The sequence below is a fragment of the Caballeronia sp. BR00000012568055 genome, from assembly GCF_029439455.1.
GTDB lineage: Bacteria > Pseudomonadota > Gammaproteobacteria > Burkholderiales > Burkholderiaceae > Caballeronia.
In genome coordinates this window covers 13,291-30,834 of sequence record NZ_JAQFVG010000298.1, presented here as the reverse complement: position 1 = coordinate 30,834, position 17,544 = coordinate 13,291, and the positions used below count along the sequence as shown (strand labels likewise).

Here is a 17,544-nt window from a genome sequence, read left to right as displayed (position 1 = left end):
GAGGGACTGCCGGGCGGTTTTTTTGTGTTCGCGGGAAGCGGACACTAAAACGAGGTGTTAGATGTTCAAGAACGATATGCGTCCGGTCCATCCGGGCGAAATTCTGCGCGAGGATTACCTCGCACCGTTGGGAATGAATGCGAACGCGCTTGCAGGTGCGTTACACGTCCCACCCAGCCGCATCAACGACATCGTTCGCGAGCGGCGAGGCGTCAAGCCGGATACAGCACTTCGCCTCGCGCGTTATTTCGGCGGTGACGCTCAGACATGGATGAATCTTCAGGTCACGTACGACATGAAGATCGCGGAACGTGAACTTGTGCGTCGGATCGAACGCGAAGTCACTCCGCGCGAGGTCAAGCACGCTTAAGGTTTAGAACGGGCAACAAAATCCGCGCACGCGGAGAAACCCCTCGACGATCGTGTTTCCAATGCTTCAGGCATGGTTCAATCTCCGCATACGCGGAGCAACCGGCGCGCATCGAGCCCTCACTCCGCCGCCTCAAACGCCGCCGCCGCCCGTCCCAACCGATCATTAACAGCAATCCACTCCATCGTCTCCGGCAGCTTCTCGATCAAAATCCGCTCGACATTCGCCCGATCCAGCGCGCGCAGCAAGCCATACAACTCGCGCGCATAGCTCTGCGGATCTTCCGGCGCGGCGATGAAGTGCACGTGCCCCGCATGCGCCCATTCCCCCGCACTCGATGGCCGCGCCACCAGCGCTACCTTCTTCCCACTCGCCCGATCGAACGAAGCAATCAGCGGTTCTAACGACTCAAACGGCAGCAAAACCAAAGGCGTGCGCGGCGCGTAATGCGCCTTCAGCGTCCCCGATGCCCTCGGCGCAGTTGCATCGCTGCCATCGGGCAAACGCGGCGGCCGGCCGATCACATCTGCGATCTGCTGCGGACTCACATGACCCGGCCGCAGCAACGCCGGAAACCCACGCGACAAATCCAAAATAGTCGATTCGATACCGACGTCCGCCGCACCACCATCGACGACATGCACGGCGTTACCGAATTCCTCGCGCACATGCTGCGCGGTCGTCGGACTGACATGCCCGAACCGATTCGCCGATGGCCCCGCCACGCCGCCCTGCTTCCCCGTTCCCACGCGCCGCCGATGAAACGCCGACAGCAACGCCTGCGCCACCGGATGCGACGGACACCGCACGCCGACCGAATCCTGTCCGCCGCTCACCGCAGCGGGAATATGGTCAGCACGCTTGAGAATCAGCGTCAGAGGTCCGGGCCAGAAGGCATCGATCAGTTTTTGTGCGTCAGCGGGAAGCGCGCGCACCCAATAACCCGGATCGGCTTCGGGCGCGAGATGCACGATCACCGGATGATTCGCAGGCCTGCCCTTCGCCGCATAAATTCGCGCGATGGCATCGGGATTTTCGGCGTCACCGCCGAGTCCGTAGACGGTTTCGGTCGGAAAGGCGACGAGTTCGCCGGCATCGAGCAGCGCCGCGGCTTCGTCGATCTGCGCGGCGCTCGGATGGATGATGGTCATTGCATCGAACTACAAAAGAAACTACGGAAAATCTTAATCAAGCGCGATATGCAGCATGCGCGCACAGTCGCGCGCCGCCGTGCGCGCCTCTTCAAGCGTCGCCGCCGTGAAGTTGATATGCCCCATTTTGCGGCCCGGACGCGCTTCCTCCTTGCCGTACAGATGCAACCGCGCGGCAGGCATCGATGCGACTTCGGGCCACGCGGGCGGGCGCGACTTCTTGCCATCGAACCAGATATCGCCGAGCAGATTCAGCATCGCGGCGGGCGAATGCTGGCGCGTATCGCCGAGCGGCATGCCGGTCATCGCGCGCACTTGCTGCTCGAACTGGCTGGTGGCGCAGGCATCGACTGTATAGTGGCCGGAATTGTGCGGGCGCGGGGCCATTTCATTGGCGATCAGCGACCCGTCTTCCAGCACGAAAAATTCGACGCACAGCACGCCTACGTAACCGAGCTTTGCAGCAATCGTCAGCGCCGCGTCCTGCGCCTGCGCGACCAGCGAATCCGATGCATCCGGCGCGGGCACCACGGTCTTGGCCAGAATGCCGCCCACATGCGAATTCTGCGCGAGGGGGAACACGGCGGACTTGCCATCGCTGCCACGCGCGATCAGCACGGACACTTCGTACTTAAGCGGCATGCGCTTTTCCAGCACGCACGCCACGCCCGACAGCGACGCATACGCCGTGCGCACTTCCTGCACATTGCGCACGCTCACCTGTCCTTTGCCGTCGTAGCCCAGTCGCGCGGTCTTGAGAATGCCCGGCAGCACGGCGGCGATCTTCTCGTCAGCCAATGCATCAAGCGCCGCCGACGACTCGATCACCACATGCGGCGCGACCGGCACGCCCGATTCCGCAATAAACCGCTTCTCCGCCACCCGATCCTGCGCAATCGCCACACAGCTCGCCGCAGGACTGACGAACGTGCAAGTCGCGAGAAATTCGAGGCTGGCAGCCGGCACATTTTCGAATTCCGTCGATACAGCCGCACACAGCCGGCCAAGTTCGGTCAACGCAGCCTTATCGTCATACGCCGCGCGAATATGCCGATCGGCGACCGCGCCTGCGGGACTGGTCTGATCGGGATCGAGCACGGCGACGCGATAGCCCATCGACTGCGCGGCGAAGCAGAACATGCGGCCAAGCTGGCCGCCGCCGACCATGCCGAGCCAGGCGCCGGGCAAAATCGGGGAGATTGGGGAGGATTGTGGGTTCATCGTGGGCTGAACGTGGGGACTACGTTGCGGACTGTGGGCGACGCGTGCGGCTTCTTCGTGCTTTCGGGCGTTTCAGAACAGCAAAGTGGGATGCGCCGACCATGGACGGCGCATCGAAAAAACGATCAAAGCGGCGGCAACGACATATCGTGTGCTGCCTGATTCTGCTTCACGCGAAACGCGGCGAGCGCTTCGGCATAGCGCGCATCCGTCACGCTCAAAATCGATACCGCGAACAGCGCCGCGTTAGCCGCGCCCGCTTCACCGATAGCGAACGTCGCGACCGGCACGCCCTTGGGCATCTGCACGATCGAATGCAGCGAATCGACGCCCTTCAGATACTTGCTTGCCACCGGCACGCCGAGCACCGGCAGAGTGGTCTTCGCCGCCAGCATGCCCGGCAAATGCGCCGCGCCGCCCGCTCCCGCGATAATCGCTTGCAGACCGCGTTCACGCGCGCTTTCCGCGTAGGCGAACATTTCGTCCGGCATGCGATGCGCGGAGACAACCTTCGCTTCGTACGGCACGCCGAATTCCTGAAGCATGGCGACGGCGTTCTTCATCACGTCCCAGTCGGAACTGGAACCCATCAATACGCCGACGAGCGGCGCGTTATGCGTATGTGCTTCGTTCGTCATCGTCGTCTTACTCAATCAAGCGTCTGGCCGGTCAGGCGTTGCAACGCTTCCTGATATTTCTCCGACGTTTTGGCGATCACCTCATCCGGCAACTTCGGCGCGGGCGGCTCCTTCTTCCACGGCTGCGTTTCCAGCCAGTCGCGCACGAACTGCTTATCGAACGACGGCGGATTGGTGCCGACCTGATAACCGTCCGCAGGCCAGAAGCGCGACGAATCGGCGGTGAGCACTTCGTCCATCAGATACAGCTCGCCCTTGTTATCCAGCCCGAATTCGAACTTCGTATCCGCGATGATGATGCCGCGCGTCGCCGCGAACTCCGCCGCCGCCTTGTACAGCTCGATGGAAATGCGCTTGATCGTCGCGGACAGCTCCGTGCCGATCCGGCGTTCCATGTCATCGTAGGTGATGTTTTCGTCGTGATGGCCCATTTCGGCCTTCGCGGCGGGCGTGAAGATCGGCTCGGGCAGCTTTTGCGCGTTCTGCAAACCCGGCGGCAATTCCACGCCGCAGACCGAACCCGTCGCCTGATAGTCCTTCCAGCCGCTGCCCGCGAGATAACCGCGCACCACGGCTTCGACCAGAATCGGCTCCAGGCGCTTGACGACCACCGCGCGGCCCTTCACCTGTTCCGCTTCTTCCGCCGATACCACCGTCGCCGGATCGATGCCCGTATTGTGATTCGGCACGATATGGCCCAGCTTCTCGAACCAGAAGTCGGCCATGGTGTTCAGCACGCGGCCCTTGTTCGGAATCGGCTCGCCCATGACGACATCGAATGCGGAAAGGCGGTCGGTCGTGACGATCAGGAGCTTGTCCTGACCGACGGCGTAGTTGTCGCGGACCTTGCCGCGGCCGAGCAGCGGCAGCGATTTGATCGTGGATTCGTATAACGTGGACATCGTCGTGTACCGGAAAAAGTGATTCGCCGCTTTGGGCTGCAAAGCGGCGACGAGTGTGCCGAACAAAAAACGAGAGAAAAAGCGAACGGGCTCCGAACCCGGAACCCGTTGATTTTACTTTACAAATGACGCCGGAATCAGATCAGTCTCATTTCACGATCTGCGCCAGCTCGCCGGACTTGTACTTTTCGGCGATCTTGTCGAGCGGAATCGGCTTGATCTTGCCGGCCATGCCTTCGCAGCCGAACTGCATGTAACGCTGGCGGCAGATTTCCTTGGTCGCTTCGCGCGCGGGCTTGAGGAAGTCGCGCGGATCGAACTTCGACGGGTTTTCGAACATGAAGCGGCGGATCGCGCCGGTGATCGCGAGGCGCAGGTCGGTATCGATATTCACCTTGCGCACGCCGAACTTGATGCCTTCCTGAATTTCTTCAACCGGCACGCCGTAGGTTTCCTTCATATCGCCGCCGAATTCGCGGATTTCCGCCAGCAATTCCTGCGGCACCGACGACGAACCGTGCATGACGAGGTGCGTGTTCGGAATGCGCTGGTGAATCTCCTTGATCCGCTCGATGGCGAGAATATCGCCCGTCGGCTTCTTGGAGAACTTGTACGCGCCGTGCGACGTGCCGATGGCAATGGCCAACGCATCGCACTGCGTCTGCTTGACGAAGTCGGCGGCCTGTTCGACGTCGGTAAGCAACTGCTCGCGCGTCATGGTGCCTTCCGCGCCGTGGCCGTCCTCCTTGTCGCCCTTCATGGTTTCGAGCGAGCCGAGCACGCCCAGCTCAGCTTCGACCGTGACGCCGATGGAGTGCGAAAACTCCACAACCTGCTTCGACACCGCGACGTTGTACTCATACGATGCCACGCTCTTGCCGTCTGCTTCGAGCGAGCCGTCCATCATCACGCTGGTGAAACCCGAGCGGATCGCGGCCATGCAGACAGCCGGCGATTGCCCGTGATCCTGATGCATCACGACCGGAATATGCGGATACGACTCGACCGCCGCTTCGATCAGATGACGCAGAAACGCTTCGCCCGCGTACTTACGCGCACCAGCGGACGCCTGCATGATGACCGGCGCGCCGACTTCGTGCGCGGCCTGCATGATGGCCTGAACCTGTTCGAGATTGTTGACATTGAAAGCCGGGAGACCGTAGCTGTGTTCGGCTGCGTGATCCAGCAATTGACGCATTGATACGAGAGGCATTGTGGTGAGACTCCAAAGGTAAAACGAATTCTTTGGCGCACATGATTCCGCTCTAAGGCGGCTTTCGGCTTTTTAGATGCCTATGACTGACGAAGGCTCCTTTATTAAAAAAGGAGCCTTCGTCGTCCTGCGCGCTTATTGACTCTGCATGCTTCTTAGAAATGATCGCCGACGCGCACGATCTTCAGCGTGTTCGTACCGCCCGCCGCGCCCATCGGTTCGCCGACGGTCAGCACGACCATATCGCCGCGCGCTGCGTAACCCTTCGACACGACCACTTCCAGCGCCTGATTCAGCGCGAGATCGCGATCCATATTGGTATCGAGATGCAGCGGCGTGACATTGCGATACAGCGACATCGTGCGTTCGCTCGCCACGCGCGGCGTCAGCGCGAAGATCGGCACATGCGTCCAGTGGCGCGACATCCACAGCGCGGTCGAGCCGGATTCCGTCAGCGCAACCACGGCTTTCGCGCCGAGGTGATACGCGGTGAACAACGCGCCCATCGCGATCGACTGGTCGATGCGCGTGAACGTGCGGTCGAGGAAATCGCGGTCGAGCTGTGACTCTTCCGACTTCTCCGCTTCCACGCACACCGCCGCCATCGTTTCGATGGTCGTGACCGGATATTTACCCGCAGCGGTTTCGGCGGACAGCATCACCGCGTCCGTGCCGTCGAGCACGGCATTCGCCACGTCCGATACTTCCGCGCGCGTCGGCACCGGCGCGTGGATCATCGATTCCATCATCTGCGTGGCGGTGATCACGAGCTTGTTCGACTCGCGCGCCATGCGGATCATGCGCTTTTGCAGCGCCGGCACCGCCGCGTTGCCCACTTCCACGGCCAGATCGCCACGCGCGACCATGATGCCGTCGGACGCATCGAGAATGCCTTGCAGCGCCGGAATGGCTTCGGCGCGCTCGATCTTCGCGATCATCTTCGGCTTGATGCCGTAAGGCGCGCCCGCGATATTCGCAAGCTGACGCGCCATCTCCATATCGGTCGCATTCTTCGGGAACGACACCGCGACGAAATCCGCGCCGAGCGACATCGCCGTCTTGATGTCCTCCATGTCTTTCTCGGTCAGCGCGGGCGCGGTCAGCCCCCCGCCTTGCCGATTGATACCCTTGTTGTTCGACAACTCGCCGCCGACCTTCACGACCGTGTGAATCTCTTCACCGATCACGCGCGTGACGTCGAGCACGATCAGGCCGTCGTTGAGCAGCAGCACGTCGCCGGCACGCAGATCGCGCGGCAGGTCCTTGTAGTCCAGACCGACGCGATCGTTATTGCCGAGCGTGCAGCCCGCATCGAGAATGAACGTGTTGCCCGCGACCAGCAAAGTCTTGTTGTTTTCGAACTTGCCGACGCGGATTTTCGGGCCTTGGAGGTCCGCCATGATGGCAACCTCGCGGCCTACCTGGCGCGCGGCCTCGCGGACCCATTCGGCGCGCTGACGATGGTCGTCGGCGGAACCGTGGGAGAAATTGAAGCGGACCACGTCCAGTCCGGCCTGCATCATCTGAAGCAGGATGTCCGGATTGCTGGAAGCCGGTCCGATGGTGGCAACGATCTTGGTAGCGCGATGCATGTCTTTCCTCGTCTCTGTAGGAACGCCCGTATTAAGGCTGCGAGCACGTTGCGCTTGCAGTGAGGTGTTGCTCACCGGTTGCGCGCGCGCGCCGGATCGTGCCGGCGTCGCTTTGTCGATTTGCTTCAATGCGTGAGCCGGCACCCCGCCGATGATGACGGGCGGTGTTTCCGGTACGGTTACTTCTTCCTCGGAAGACGACTCATCAGGCCGAGCCGCCTCCGCGATAACCTGAGCCGCCTCGGCAGCGGCATCGAGTTCCTGAGCGTTATTCAGTCCATCTTCTTGCGCGCCGCCGGCTGCTTGCGCGCCCTGCTTTACTGCTTTCTTCACCGGATTCTGTCGGGCGGCCAAGGCCTTAAGCCCCTGCGCGCGATTCGAGCACTTCGACCGCAGGCAGTGTCTTGCCTTCCAGGAATTCGAGGAACGCGCCGCCGCCGGTCGAGATATAGCTGACCTTATCGGCGATGTCGTACTTGGCGATGGCCGCGAGCGTGTCGCCGCCGCCTGCAATCGAGAATGCCGACGAATTGGCGATGGCGTGCGCCAGCGTCTTCGTACCGTTGCCGAACTGATCGAATTCGAACACGCCGACCGGGCCGTTCCACACGATGGTGCCCGCCGTTTCAAGCTGCTGCGCGAGCGCCTTGGCCGTATCCGGACCGATATCGAGAATCAGATCGTCGTCGGCGACATCCGCGACGGGCTTGGTTTCGGCTTTCGCGGTGGCGGCGAATTCCTTGGCCGTCACGACATCGCTCGGGATCGGCACCGATGCGCCGCGCGCGCGGGCTGCATCGATAATCTCTTTTGCTTCGCCGACCAGATCCGCTTCCGCCAGCGACTTGCCGATCTTCAAACCCGACGCCAGCATGAACGTGTTGGCAATCCCGCCACCGACGATCAACTGATCGACCTTCTCCGCCAGCGACTTCAAAATCGTCAGCTTGGTCGATACCTTCGATCCCGCCACGATCGCGACCAGCGGACGCTTCGGGTTGCCGAGCGCCTTGCCGAGCGCGTCCAGTTCAGCGGCGAGCAGCGGGCCCGCGCACGCCACCGGCGCGTACTTCGCGATGCCGTGCGTGGTCGCTTCCGCGCGATGCGCCGTGCCGAACGCGTCGTTCACGTAGACATCGCACAGTTTGGCGAGCTTTTGCGCGAGCGCATCGTCGTTCTTCTTTTCGCCCTTGTTGACGCGGCAGTTTTCCAGCAGCACGACATTGCCCGGCTGCACGTTCACGCCATCGACCCAGTCGGAAACCAGCGGCACGTCGCGGCCCAGCAGTTCCGACAGGCGCGCTGCGACCGGCGCGAGCGAATCTTCCGGCTTGAACTGGCCTTCGGTCGGACGGCCGAGGTGCGAGGTGACCATCACGGCGGCGCCTGCATCGAGCGCAGCCTTGATGGCCGGCACCGATGCGCGCACGCGCGTGTCTTCGGTGATGTTGCCGTTATCGTCCTGGGGCACGTTGAGATCCGCGCGGATGAACACGCGCTTGCCGGAGACTTTGCCTTCGGCGATCAGGTCGGTGAAACGCAGTACTTTCGTCATGGGAGTCAACGTAGAGTAGAGAAGCGGTTCGGGCGGGAAAGGCCGGTGTGCTGCGGGTGGCCTTCATCGGGGGAATGCGGGACAGCGGCGACGGCGCGGGTCAGGCGGGCGGAGAGGGCCGCGCCAGCGGACCGAAAAAGCAGGGAGAGCGGAGAGGATGAGCGATGTTCGGGCGCAGGCGGCACCCTGCCCGTGGTGAACGGCGTTGCGAGCTTCGTGAGCAATGCAAGCGGTGCAAGCGATGCGCGGTGACTGCCGGGAACACTCTCGACCTCGCTCATATGCGTCGCCGGGCGGCGACAAAGACCATCATTTTAACCGAATGGACCGCGCGCTTTTAGCCGTCAATCCGGAATGGCGCGTATTTGATGCTCAAAAAATCAGCCGAAGCAGCGTAAACACGACCATGCCGACGGCAATCGTGCCCAGCATGCCGCGCCGCTTCAGGTAATACGCCAGCCCCGCCAGCGAGGCCCACAACGCATGATTCGACAGCGCGATGGAAAAGCCCGTGGGCGTTTCCAGCAAGTCCGGCACGACCACCGCCGCGAGCGCCGCTGCAGGCGCATAACGCAGCACGCGCTGAATACGCGGTGGCAACACCGCGCGCTCACCGCCGATAAGAAAGAACGCGCGTGTCACCGCTGTGACCAAACCCATGCCGATGATGGCGAGCCAGATCTGGAAAGCACTCATCGCGTTTGCTCCGTGCTATCAGGTGTATCCGTTTCCGGCTTGTCCACGACGATGCGCGTCTCCTTGCGCTCCCCGCCACCCTTCTCTTCGATAAACACATCCGCGAGCGTGCCAACGATCATCGCCGTAAAAACCGCGATCGGCAGGCCGAAGCGATACGGCAGATCGAAGGTCAGCAGCGCGACGACGCCCGCCGCGGCGACGGCAGCCAGCGTCGAGCGCGTCGCGATGGCGGAAACGATCAGCGGCAACAGCGCGAGCGTGCCGGCGAGTTCGAGTCCCCAGTTATCGGGAATCATGCTGGCGAGCAGAATGCCGAGCACCGAAGAAATCTGCCACGAGAACCAGCTTCCCATCGCCAGTCCCCAGAAATACGCTTCCTTGCCCGGCTGGAAACCGGTCGGGAAATTCCGCTTCGAAAACATCAGATAGATGATGTCGCCGTTGAAATAGCCGAGCAGCAGTCGCCGCCTGAGCGGCAGATACGAGAAATGCGGCGCGAGGCCCGCGCTGAAAATGACAAAGCGCAGATTCACCATCGCGGCGGTCAGCAGCACGGTCCAGATCGGCAATTTGGCGGCGAACAGCGGCAGCACCGCCAGTTGCGACGAGCCCGCGTAGACCGCGATCGTCATGCCGAGCGATTGCGGCACGGTCAGCACGGACTTGACCATTGCCACGCCGGTGACGAGGCCCCAGGCGAATGTGGCCCAGAACGCGGGAGAAAAGGTGCGCAAGCCTTCGAAAAAGGCGCGGCGATTGGTGTCGGACAGCCGGTTCAGCATGATTGGGTTCGTTGCCGCGCGCGGCAGGAAGGAACGCGCGCTGAAACGCTAAAAGGAGAATCCGCCGGATAATACGTGGCGAAAGGCGAATTATAGCGGCGCGTAAGGCGCGCCAAGATCGGTTTCGTCGCGAAAAGACGCTAAAATGACGGTCTTTCGCCGCCTTTCGGAGTTTTCTTGCGCGCGCCTGCAAAGGGCTTTCGCGTATCGAAAAACTTCGGATTGGCAGGAAATCGGCTCGCCCGAAATCACTTGAACGAGACTGCTAGGAGAACCGTATGTCAATGGCCGACCGCGACGGCAAGATCTGGATGGATGGCAAGCTGATCGACTGGCGCGACGCGAATATTCACGTCCTGACCCATACGTTGCATTACGGCATGGGCGTCTTCGAAGGCGTGCGCGCGTACAAAACCGCGCAGGGCACCGCCATTTTCCGCCTGAAGGAGCACACCAAGCGTCTGCTCAACTCGGCCAAGATTTTCCAGATGGACGTCCCGTTCGACGCCGCAACGCTCGAAGCCGCGCAACTGGAAGTGGTGAAGGCGAACGCGCTGGAGTCGTGCTATCTGCGCCCGATCATCTGGGTCGGCTCGGAGAAGCTCGGGGTATCGGCGAAGGGCAACACCATTCACGTGGCTATCGCGGCGTGGCCGTGGGGCGCGTATCTCGGTGAAGACGGGCTGGCCAAGGGCATCCGCGTGAAGACGTCGTCGTTCACGCGCCATCATGTGAATGTGTCGATGGTGCGCGCCAAGGCGTCCGGCTGGTACGTGAACTCGATTCTCGCCAATCAGGAAGCCGTCACCGACGGTTACGACGAAGCGCTGCTGCTCGACGTGGACGGTTACGTGTCCGAAGGCTCGGGCGAGAACTTCTTCCTCGTCAACAACGGCAAGATCTATACGCCGGATCTGGCGTCGTGCCTCGACGGCATCACGCGCGACACGGTCATCACGCTGGCGCGCGACTTCGGCATTCCGGTGATCGAGAAACGCATCACGCGTGACGAGGTCTACACCTGCGACGAAGCGTTCTTCACCGGCACCGCCGCCGAAGTCACGCCGATCCGCGAACTCGACAATCGCACCATCGGTTCGGGCGCGCGCGGTCCCATCACGGAGAAGCTGCAAAGCGCGTTCTTCGACGTGGTTTCCGGCAAGAACGAGAAGTACGCAGGCTGGCTGGCGAAGGTCTAACGCAGTTGGCGGCGGGCCGAACGCAAAACGCCCGCCTCTCCCCGCACATCAAACAAGAGATAGCAATGAGCGACCTGAAGGAAATGCCGCTGGTGGAACTGTCGGCGAAGGACATTCCCGCCTTCTGCCCGAATCCGAAAATGCAGCGCTGGAGCACGCATCCGCGCGTGTTTCTCGACGTGACGCACGGCGAAGCGCGCTGCCCGTACTGCGGCACGCGCTACAAGCTCAAGGACGGCGAAGTCCTCAAGGGCGGTCACTGAATCTCGTTTTCGATTCGATTCGACCGATACGAGGCCCCGCGCGGCTCCACGCCGCGCCGGCCTCGCTTGCCGCTTTTCACGCACATTTTCAATCGATGGCCTCGATGCCGAGCGCCGCGACTATTTTGAGATCGGATAACTACAGATGCGCCGTGCGCTGGTAATAGCACCGAACTGGATCGGTGACGCATTGATGGCGCAGCCGCTGTTTACGCTGTTGAGAAAGCTGCATCCGCGCATCGATATCGATGCCATTGCGCCGTCGTGGGTCGCGCCGGTGCTCGAACGCATGCCCGAAATCCGCGATGTCTACGCCACCGACCTCGCGCACGGCAAGCTGCAACTGATGCGCCGCTGGCAACTCGCAAGCGATCTGCGCGATGTCGGCTACGACGCCGCCTACGTGCTGCCCAACTCGATGAAATCGGCGCTGATTCCGTGGATGGCGGGCATCAATCTGCGCATCGGCTATAAGGGCGAGAGCCGTTTCGGGCTGCTCAACGTGCGCCATGCGAATCCGCCGAAGACCGATCGTCCGCCGATGACCGCACATTACGCGGCGCTGGCGTATGCGCCGGGCGCGAAGCTGCCGTTCATCGGGAAACAGTCGGAAGGTGAATCGGAAGCCACGAAACTGCCCGTCCCGCGCCTCGAAGCCGATGCGAACGAAGCCGCGCGCGTTTCCGCCCGCTTCAATCTCGATACGCGCACGCCGCTGGTCGTGTTCTGTCCGGGCGCGGAATACGGTCCGGCCAAGCGCTGGCCGCCAGAGCATTTCGCGTCGCTGGCGCAGTTTGTCGCGCAGTCGTTTCCGTACGCACGCATCATCGCGCTTGGCTCGAACAAGGATGCGCCGATCGCTCAGGCTATCGCGGAGCGTGCGCCGAACGTGCGCAATCTGTGCGGGCAGACATCGCTCGGTGAGGCGTGCGCGCTAATCTCGCGCGCGAGCGCCGTCGTCACCAACGATTCCGGGCTGATGCACGTCGCCGCCGCCCTCAGACGCCCGCTGGTCGCCGTCTACGGCTCCACCGATCCGCGTCACACGCCGCCCTTGTCCGATCTTGCAAAGGTACAATGGCTCCATCTTGAATGCAGTCCGTGCTTTGCCCGCGAGTGTCCGCTCGGCCATCTGAACTGCCTGCGCGAACTCTCCGCCGAACAGGTTTTCGGCGATCTGCGCGGCATGTTGCTCGCGCATCGCTGATTCTTCAGGGCCGCCGGCCGACTGTTGCTATCGGACGGCTTCGGCCCGAGTGTGCGGGCGCGGACACGCGAATGTCTCCGAACGGGGGCATGCTTAGACCAATGACCGATGCGGCGTGCCGCTTTCAAGCGGGGCGTCGCAGCGAATGCCTGAGACCCACTAGCCATGCCACGTTTTGCCCGCCTCTTCGAAGCCGCCGCCGACACCCTCAATGCGTACTATCAGGCAGTCGCGGACAGCAGCATCGACACGGTGATGTCGTTGTGGATCGACGAGGAGTTCGCGACTTGCATCTGCGCGGACGGCACGCATCTGCACGGGCTGGACAGCATTCGGGCGGGTCTGGCGAAGCAGCTTGCCGGGCAGCCGGTGAGCATCGAGCCGCTCGATATCCGCGTGTACGACAGTCTCGGGACGGTCGTGTATGCGATTGCCGAGGCGCATCAGCCGGCCGATCCGGCGGGCATACCGCGCATGATCTTCACGACCTACGTGATGGTTCATGAGCGCGGCGAGTGGCGCATCGCGCATATTCACGCGAGCGAAATGCCGGACGAGACCGCCGGCGCGTTCGCGGCCAAGCTGCGGCACGGCCAGGGGCCGTTGCATTGAACAAGTAACAAAAAGCGTTTGCCGGGGAGGTTCCATGAAGCGCGATCCGTTGTTGAAACACGATTCGTCGTTCGTGGATAAATCGCCTGGCGTGGCCGTCAGGCTTACGGAGCCGTTATCGACTGCCCGGAATTGGCTCTACACCGCGCCACTATGGCTGCCGACGAGCCACGCGCAGACCATCGTGCCGGCGCTGTTCGGGCGCAAACCCGAGGTGACATACCGGCGCGAGCGCTGGAATACGCCCGACGGCGATTTCATCGACCTCGATTTTCTCGCACGCGATCCCGGCGATTCCATTTCTCCGACCGCCCCGCTCTTCGTGCTGTTCCACGGCCTCGAAGGCAACTCCGATTCCCACTACGCCCGCGCGATGATGTTCGCTGCGAAAGCGCGCGGCTGGCACGGCGTGGTGCCGCATTTCCGCAGTTGCAGCGGGCCGATGAATCTGATGCCGCGCTTCTATCACCTCGCTGACAGCAACGAAGTGGACTGGATTCTGCGTCGGTTGTCGGAGCGCCATCCGGGGCCGATCGTGGCGGCGGGCGTATCGCTGGGTGGCAATGTGTTGCTGCACTGGCTGTGCGAGCGCGGTTCGGATGCATCGATCATCAACGCGGCGGCGGCGATTTCCGCGCCGCTCGATGTCCACGCGGGCGGCCGTGCGATTTCGCAGGGCTTCGGCATGGTCTATACGCGCAGCTTCCTGAAGTCGCTGAAGATCAAGGCGCTCGCGAAACTCGGCCAGTATCCCGGCCTATACGATCGCGATGCCGTGCTCGCCGCGCGCACGCTGTACGAATTCGACAACGTCGTCACCGCGCCGCTGCACGGCTTCCGCGATACCAACGACTATTGGTCCAGCGCAACGACGCGTGCGCATCTGAAGAACATCGACATACCTGCGCTGGTGCTGAACGCCCGCAACGATCCGTTCCTGCCGGAATTCGCGCTGCCCTCGCCCGCCGAAGTCTCGCCGCGCGTGACGCTCGATCAGCCGAAACACGGCGGGCACGTCGGCTTTATGACGGGGCCGTTTCCGGGCAAGATCGACTGGCTTTCGACGCGCGTATTCGGTTATCTGGAGAACTTCGTTTCGAATGGATGAGATCGTCAAACAGGCGTTGGTCAAATGGCCGAACGTGCCGCATTGCACCGGCTGGCTATTGCTCGACCGACGCGGCCAGTGGCGCATGCGCGATGAAGCCGCGCAGGCCGCGGGCGAATTGGGCACGGTGATTCGGCACGATGCGCTGCTCGGCTTCATCAACCGCAATTACGAATGTGACGATAAAGGCCAGTGGTTCTTTCAGAACGGGCCGCAGCGGGTGTACGTGGAGTTGGCTGTGACACCGTGGATCGTGCGACTTGCTTCGATTGACGGCGAGTTGCGCCTGACCGATCAGACCGGCGCGGCGTTCGATCCGGCGCATGTGTGGATCGACGATGCAGGCGGCATTCTGTTCACCGACCACGCCACGCCCGCGCGCGTGGCCGCGCTGCACGATCACGATATCGATCTGTTCGCGGACCACGCTTCGCTCGATGAGTCGGCGCGGTCGGGCGAGTTTCATTGGCGCGCGGGCGTGGATTTGCCTCTGCAGCAAGTGGATCACGCGTCGCTGGAAAGTACGTTCGGTTTCGTTGCCAGCCCGGCGTCTCGTTAGCTCTTTTCCAGCTCGCGCTCTTCCTTGTAGCGCGTTTCGAAGTCGCGCAGGCGGGCGGAAATAGTCGAAAGTTCGTAGAAGCTGGCGGTCTTCACGTCGCGCGCTTCCTTCAATTGACGGATCGCGGAGGGCCACGCGCCGTCGAGCGCGAGCTTTTCGGCCATCGCCTGATGCTGGGTCAGCGGATCGTTGAGACCGGCGCTGGCCTGCGCCAGATACAACCACCATTCCCCGCGATTCGGCTCGGCGCGCGTTTCGCGTCGCGCCAGAACTTGCGCGTCCCTGAAGCGGCGCGCGGCTAGAAGCGCTTGCAGATTGGCGTCGAGCGCGGCGTGCGAATCCGGCCAGCGCTGCTCGGCGAGTTCGGACAAGCGGATGGCTTCATCGAAATGGCCGGATTTTCGGGCGATGTCGGCGGCGAGCACGTCGAGGCTTGGCGAGCTTCTTGGCGTTGCTTTCGATGCCGCCAACGCGTGCACCTGCACCGGCGGCAAGACAATGCCCGCTTTGCCCGCGACCGACGCCGTTTTCGGCTGCTGTTTGAGCAGCGCGGCGATGGCGGCTTCCTGCGCTTCATCGCCCTCGAAGAGCTTGCGCGCCTTCGCGAGCGCCTCGTTCGCGGCATCGTAATCGCCCATTTGCATCTGCGCGAGCGCGATGCCGTACCAATTCGCGGCGGGATTGAGCGCGGTCTGATCGGTGATTTCGGATTTCAAACGGCTCGCCACTTCGCGATAATCACTCGCGAAACTCACCTGCAACACACGCGAACGCGCGCGAACAAAGCCGTACTCCGCCGATTGTCGCGGCTGCCGATACGGCACCCGCCGCGCGCGATCTTCCATATCCGCGATCCGCTCGCTGGTCAGCGGATGCGTGCGCACGTACGCGGGCACGCCGTTATCAGCCATGGTCGAGCGATCGAGACGCTCGAAGAACGCCGACATGCCGTAGGGATCGTAGCCCGCCGCCGCGAGCATCTGAAAACCGACGCGATCCGCCTCGTGCTCGGCCGCGCGCGAAAAGCGCAGTTGGTTATCGACGGCGAACGCCTGCCCGCCCATCGCGATACCCATGCCGAGATCACCGCTGTGCGCGAGCACGCCCGCCAGCAGACCAGCGAGCATCGATGCCAGCGCGGTGTAGCTGCTCTTTTCCTGCGTGCTCAGCATCCGCGCGATATGCCGTTGCAGCACGTGCCCCATTTCGTGGCCGATCACCGACGCCAGTTCCGACTCCGTCTGCGTCGCCGCGATCAGCCCCGTGTTGACGCCGATAAAACCGCCCGGCATGGAAAACGCGTTGATTTGCGGATCGCGCACGGCGAACAGATCGAAGTCCGGACTATAACCGCCGAGGTATTGCGTGGCGGCGGCGGCGGATAGCTTCGCGGAGATGGAGTCGAGGTAATCGCGGATCAGCCAGTCGTCGAGATAGTCGGGATCCGCGCGGACGTCGCGCATCATCTGCTCGCCTAAGCGGCGTTCGGCTTGCGGCGTGAGCTTGCCGCCGGAGCCATCGCCGAGATCGGGCAACTCGACGGAGGACAGCGGCGAGCGCAGACCGGACATCGTGCCGGGCTTGTTGGTGAAGCGGCTTTCGCGGCCGCCGTACACGCCGAACACGCCTTCCGCAACGTTGCCGGGCAAGTTGCGTGCATCGTCTTGCGGCGAGGCGCGGAGTGCGTCGGCAGCGAGCGTGCCGGTTTGCGGGTTTTGCGCCATCGTAGACGCGACTTTGCTCGCCTGCGCCATCGCGTTAGACGATACGGCGAGACTGAGGCACAACACGGCGATCAGCGAACGGCTCGGACGCTTCGGATACATGACGCGGCACCGGCTGCGCGTGGCCGGTCGGCTGGAGGATGAAAACGGGCTTATCGTATCAAGTGCCGCGCTTTTGTTGGCCGATTTGGCCTGTTTGCCCGCGAAACCGCGCTGGTAAGATAAGCGCCCATTTCAAGGAGACGCGATGTCCGGACTCACTCATTTCGATGCCGCCGGCGAGGCGCATATGGTCGATGTCGGCGCCAAGAGCGAGACGCGGCGCGTCGCGGTGGCGCGCGGTTCTATCGTCATGCTCGATGCGACGCTGGCGCTGATTCGCGATGGTCACGCCAAAAAGGGCGATGTGCTGGGCGTCGCGCGAATCGCGGCGATTCAGGGTGCCAAGAAAACTGCGGATTTGATTCCGCTTTGTCATCCGCTGGCGTTGACGCGGGTCGCGGTGGAGTTCGAGATCGATGAGGCGCTGCCGGGCGTGCATTGCGAGGTGCGCGTGGAGACTTTTGGGCGTACTGGGGTTGAGATGGAGGCTTTAACTGCCGTCCAGGTCGGATTGCTCACGGTCTACGATATGTGCAAAGCCGTGGATCGCGGGATGACAATCACCAATGTGAAGGTGATGGAGAAGCATGGCGGGAAGTCGGGGGATTGGGTGGTGGAGCGTTAAAGGGCCGCCACCGTTTCGCCCG

The 17,544-nt window shown here is 62.6% G+C and carries 18 protein-coding genes; 8 read left to right on the top strand and 10 right to left on the bottom strand.

Going from position 1 to position 17,544, the window contains the following annotated elements:
• The first annotated feature begins 61 nt into the window (after positions 1-61).
• Positions 62-370: a HigA family addiction module antitoxin gene (locus P7F28_RS18640; protein WP_277186069.1), complete on the top strand. Its 309-nt coding sequence runs from the start codon at positions 62-64 to the stop codon at positions 368-370.
• A 119-nt stretch (positions 371-489) separates the two neighbouring features.
• Here the strand turns inward: P7F28_RS18640 and P7F28_RS18635 are convergent, their stop codons facing one another.
• The 9 genes from P7F28_RS18635 to P7F28_RS18595 all read right to left on the bottom strand — a co-directional run bounded on the left by P7F28_RS18635 (position 490) and on the right by P7F28_RS18595 (position 10,123).
• Positions 490-1,521, bottom strand: a complete 1,032-nt coding sequence (locus tag P7F28_RS18635; RefSeq protein WP_277186068.1) for an L-threonylcarbamoyladenylate synthase — start codon at positions 1,519-1,521, stop codon at positions 490-492.
• A gap of 33 nt (positions 1,522-1,554) precedes the next feature.
• A complete protein-coding gene (locus tag P7F28_RS18630) occupies positions 1,555-2,742 on the bottom strand; it encodes a 5-(carboxyamino)imidazole ribonucleotide synthase (protein ID WP_277186067.1) in 1,188 nt (395 codons plus the stop codon).
• 125 nt (positions 2,743-2,867) lie between these two features.
• Positions 2,868-3,380 (bottom strand): 5-(carboxyamino)imidazole ribonucleotide mutase, encoded by a 513-nt coding sequence (purE, locus tag P7F28_RS18625; protein ID WP_277186066.1) that lies wholly within the window; start codon positions 3,378-3,380, stop codon positions 2,868-2,870.
• An 11-nt stretch (positions 3,381-3,391) separates the two neighbouring features.
• Positions 3,392-4,282 carry a phosphoribosylaminoimidazolesuccinocarboxamide synthase gene (locus P7F28_RS18620; protein WP_277186065.1) on the bottom strand — a complete coding sequence of 297 codons (891 nt, stop codon included), beginning with the start codon at positions 4,280-4,282 and terminating at the stop codon, positions 3,392-3,394.
• Between the two features lie 148 nt (positions 4,283-4,430).
• Positions 4,431-5,495, bottom strand: a complete 1,065-nt coding sequence (gene fba, locus P7F28_RS18615; protein WP_277186064.1) for a class II fructose-bisphosphate aldolase — start codon at positions 5,493-5,495, stop codon at positions 4,431-4,433.
• Between the two features lie 155 nt (positions 5,496-5,650).
• A complete protein-coding gene (gene pyk, locus P7F28_RS18610; RefSeq protein WP_277186090.1) occupies positions 5,651-7,087 on the bottom strand; it encodes a pyruvate kinase in 1,437 nt (478 codons plus the stop codon).
• A 358-nt stretch (positions 7,088-7,445) separates the two neighbouring features.
• On the bottom strand, positions 7,446-8,642 hold the full coding sequence (locus P7F28_RS18605) for a phosphoglycerate kinase (protein WP_277186063.1): 1,197 nt from the start codon (positions 8,640-8,642) through the stop codon (positions 7,446-7,448).
• 372 nt (positions 8,643-9,014) lie between these two features.
• Positions 9,015-9,338 (bottom strand): AzlD domain-containing protein, encoded by a 324-nt coding sequence (locus P7F28_RS18600; protein ID WP_277186062.1) that lies wholly within the window; start codon positions 9,336-9,338, stop codon positions 9,015-9,017.
• On the bottom strand, positions 9,335-10,123 hold the full coding sequence (locus P7F28_RS18595; RefSeq protein WP_277186061.1) for an AzlC family ABC transporter permease: 789 nt from the start codon (positions 10,121-10,123) through the stop codon (positions 9,335-9,337). The genes P7F28_RS18600 and P7F28_RS18595 overlap by 4 nt, the downstream gene beginning before the upstream one ends.
• Before the next feature lie 278 nt (positions 10,124-10,401).
• Between P7F28_RS18595 and P7F28_RS18590 the strand changes: the two genes are divergently transcribed.
• The 6 genes from P7F28_RS18590 (at position 10,402) to P7F28_RS18565 (ending at position 15,071) form a co-directional block, all read left to right on the top strand.
• A complete protein-coding gene (locus P7F28_RS18590; protein ID WP_277186060.1) occupies positions 10,402-11,322 on the top strand; it encodes a branched-chain amino acid transaminase in 921 nt (306 codons plus the stop codon).
• 65 nt (positions 11,323-11,387) lie between these two features.
• Positions 11,388-11,585 (top strand): zinc-finger domain-containing protein, encoded by a 198-nt coding sequence (locus P7F28_RS18585; protein WP_277186059.1) that lies wholly within the window; start codon positions 11,388-11,390, stop codon positions 11,583-11,585.
• A 145-nt stretch (positions 11,586-11,730) separates the two neighbouring features.
• Positions 11,731-12,792 (top strand): lipopolysaccharide heptosyltransferase II, encoded by a 1,062-nt coding sequence (waaF, locus tag P7F28_RS18580; protein WP_277186058.1) that lies wholly within the window; start codon positions 11,731-11,733, stop codon positions 12,790-12,792.
• Positions 12,793-12,957: 165 nt separating this feature from the next.
• A complete protein-coding gene (locus tag P7F28_RS18575) occupies positions 12,958-13,404 on the top strand; it encodes a nuclear transport factor 2 family protein (protein ID WP_277186057.1) in 447 nt (148 codons plus the stop codon).
• A 34-nt stretch (positions 13,405-13,438) separates the two neighbouring features.
• The gene (locus tag P7F28_RS18570) at positions 13,439-14,512 is read left to right on the top strand and encodes a YheT family hydrolase (RefSeq protein WP_277186056.1); all 1,074 of its coding nucleotides are present in this window, start codon (positions 13,439-13,441) and stop codon (positions 14,510-14,512) included.
• Positions 14,505-15,071: a DUF2946 family protein gene (locus P7F28_RS18565; RefSeq protein WP_277186055.1), complete on the top strand. Its 567-nt coding sequence runs from the start codon at positions 14,505-14,507 to the stop codon at positions 15,069-15,071. Before P7F28_RS18570 ends, P7F28_RS18565 begins: the two co-directional genes overlap by 8 nt.
• Here the strand turns inward: P7F28_RS18565 and P7F28_RS18560 are convergent.
• On the bottom strand, positions 15,068-16,897 hold the full coding sequence (locus P7F28_RS18560) for a M48 family metalloprotease (protein WP_277186054.1): 1,830 nt from the start codon (positions 16,895-16,897) through the stop codon (positions 15,068-15,070). The genes P7F28_RS18565 and P7F28_RS18560 overlap by 4 nt on opposite strands.
• 145 nt (positions 16,898-17,042) lie before the next feature.
• Between P7F28_RS18560 and moaC the strand changes: the two genes are divergently transcribed.
• On the top strand, positions 17,043-17,522 hold the full coding sequence (gene moaC, locus P7F28_RS18555; RefSeq protein ID WP_277186053.1) for a cyclic pyranopterin monophosphate synthase MoaC: 480 nt from the start codon (positions 17,043-17,045) through the stop codon (positions 17,520-17,522).
• Positions 17,523-17,544: the final 22 nt, after the last annotated feature.

Bases quoted from the DNA above. Each gene is read 5' to 3' on its own strand.
- P7F28_RS18640 (WP_277186069.1), top strand. From the start codon at position 62: ATGTTCAAGAACGATATGCGTCCGGTCCATCCGGGCGAAATTCTGCGC.
- P7F28_RS18635 (WP_277186068.1), bottom strand. From the start codon at position 1,521: ATGACCATCATCCATCCGAGCGCCGCGCAGATCGACGAAGCCGCGGCG.
- P7F28_RS18630 (WP_277186067.1), bottom strand. From the start codon at position 2,742: ATGAACCCACAATCCTCCCCAATCTCCCCGATTTTGCCCGGCGCCTGG.
- purE (WP_277186066.1), bottom strand. From the start codon at position 3,380: ATGACGAACGAAGCACATACGCATAACGCGCCGCTCGTCGGCGTATTG.
- P7F28_RS18620 (WP_277186065.1), bottom strand. From the start codon at position 4,282: ATGTCCACGTTATACGAATCCACGATCAAATCGCTGCCGCTGCTCGGC.
- fba (WP_277186064.1), bottom strand. From the start codon at position 5,495: ATGCCTCTCGTATCAATGCGTCAATTGCTGGATCACGCAGCCGAACAC.
- pyk (WP_277186090.1), bottom strand. From the start codon at position 7,087: ATGCATCGCGCTACCAAGATCGTTGCCACCATCGGACCGGCTTCCAGC.
- P7F28_RS18605 (WP_277186063.1), bottom strand. From the start codon at position 8,642: ATGACGAAAGTACTGCGTTTCACCGACCTGATCGCCGAAGGCAAAGTC.
- P7F28_RS18600 (WP_277186062.1), bottom strand. From the start codon at position 9,338: ATGAGTGCTTTCCAGATCTGGCTCGCCATCATCGGCATGGGTTTGGTC.
- P7F28_RS18595 (WP_277186061.1), bottom strand. From the start codon at position 10,123: ATGCTGAACCGGCTGTCCGACACCAATCGCCGCGCCTTTTTCGAAGGC.
- P7F28_RS18590 (WP_277186060.1), top strand. From the start codon at position 10,402: ATGTCAATGGCCGACCGCGACGGCAAGATCTGGATGGATGGCAAGCTG.
- P7F28_RS18585 (WP_277186059.1), top strand. From the start codon at position 11,388: ATGAGCGACCTGAAGGAAATGCCGCTGGTGGAACTGTCGGCGAAGGAC.
- waaF (WP_277186058.1), top strand. From the start codon at position 11,731: ATGCGCCGTGCGCTGGTAATAGCACCGAACTGGATCGGTGACGCATTG.
- P7F28_RS18575 (WP_277186057.1), top strand. From the start codon at position 12,958: ATGCCACGTTTTGCCCGCCTCTTCGAAGCCGCCGCCGACACCCTCAAT.
- P7F28_RS18570 (WP_277186056.1), top strand. From the start codon at position 13,439: ATGAAGCGCGATCCGTTGTTGAAACACGATTCGTCGTTCGTGGATAAA.
- P7F28_RS18565 (WP_277186055.1), top strand. From the start codon at position 14,505: ATGGATGAGATCGTCAAACAGGCGTTGGTCAAATGGCCGAACGTGCCG.
- P7F28_RS18560 (WP_277186054.1), bottom strand. From the start codon at position 16,897: ATGTATCCGAAGCGTCCGAGCCGTTCGCTGATCGCCGTGTTGTGCCTC.
- moaC (WP_277186053.1), top strand. From the start codon at position 17,043: ATGTCCGGACTCACTCATTTCGATGCCGCCGGCGAGGCGCATATGGTC.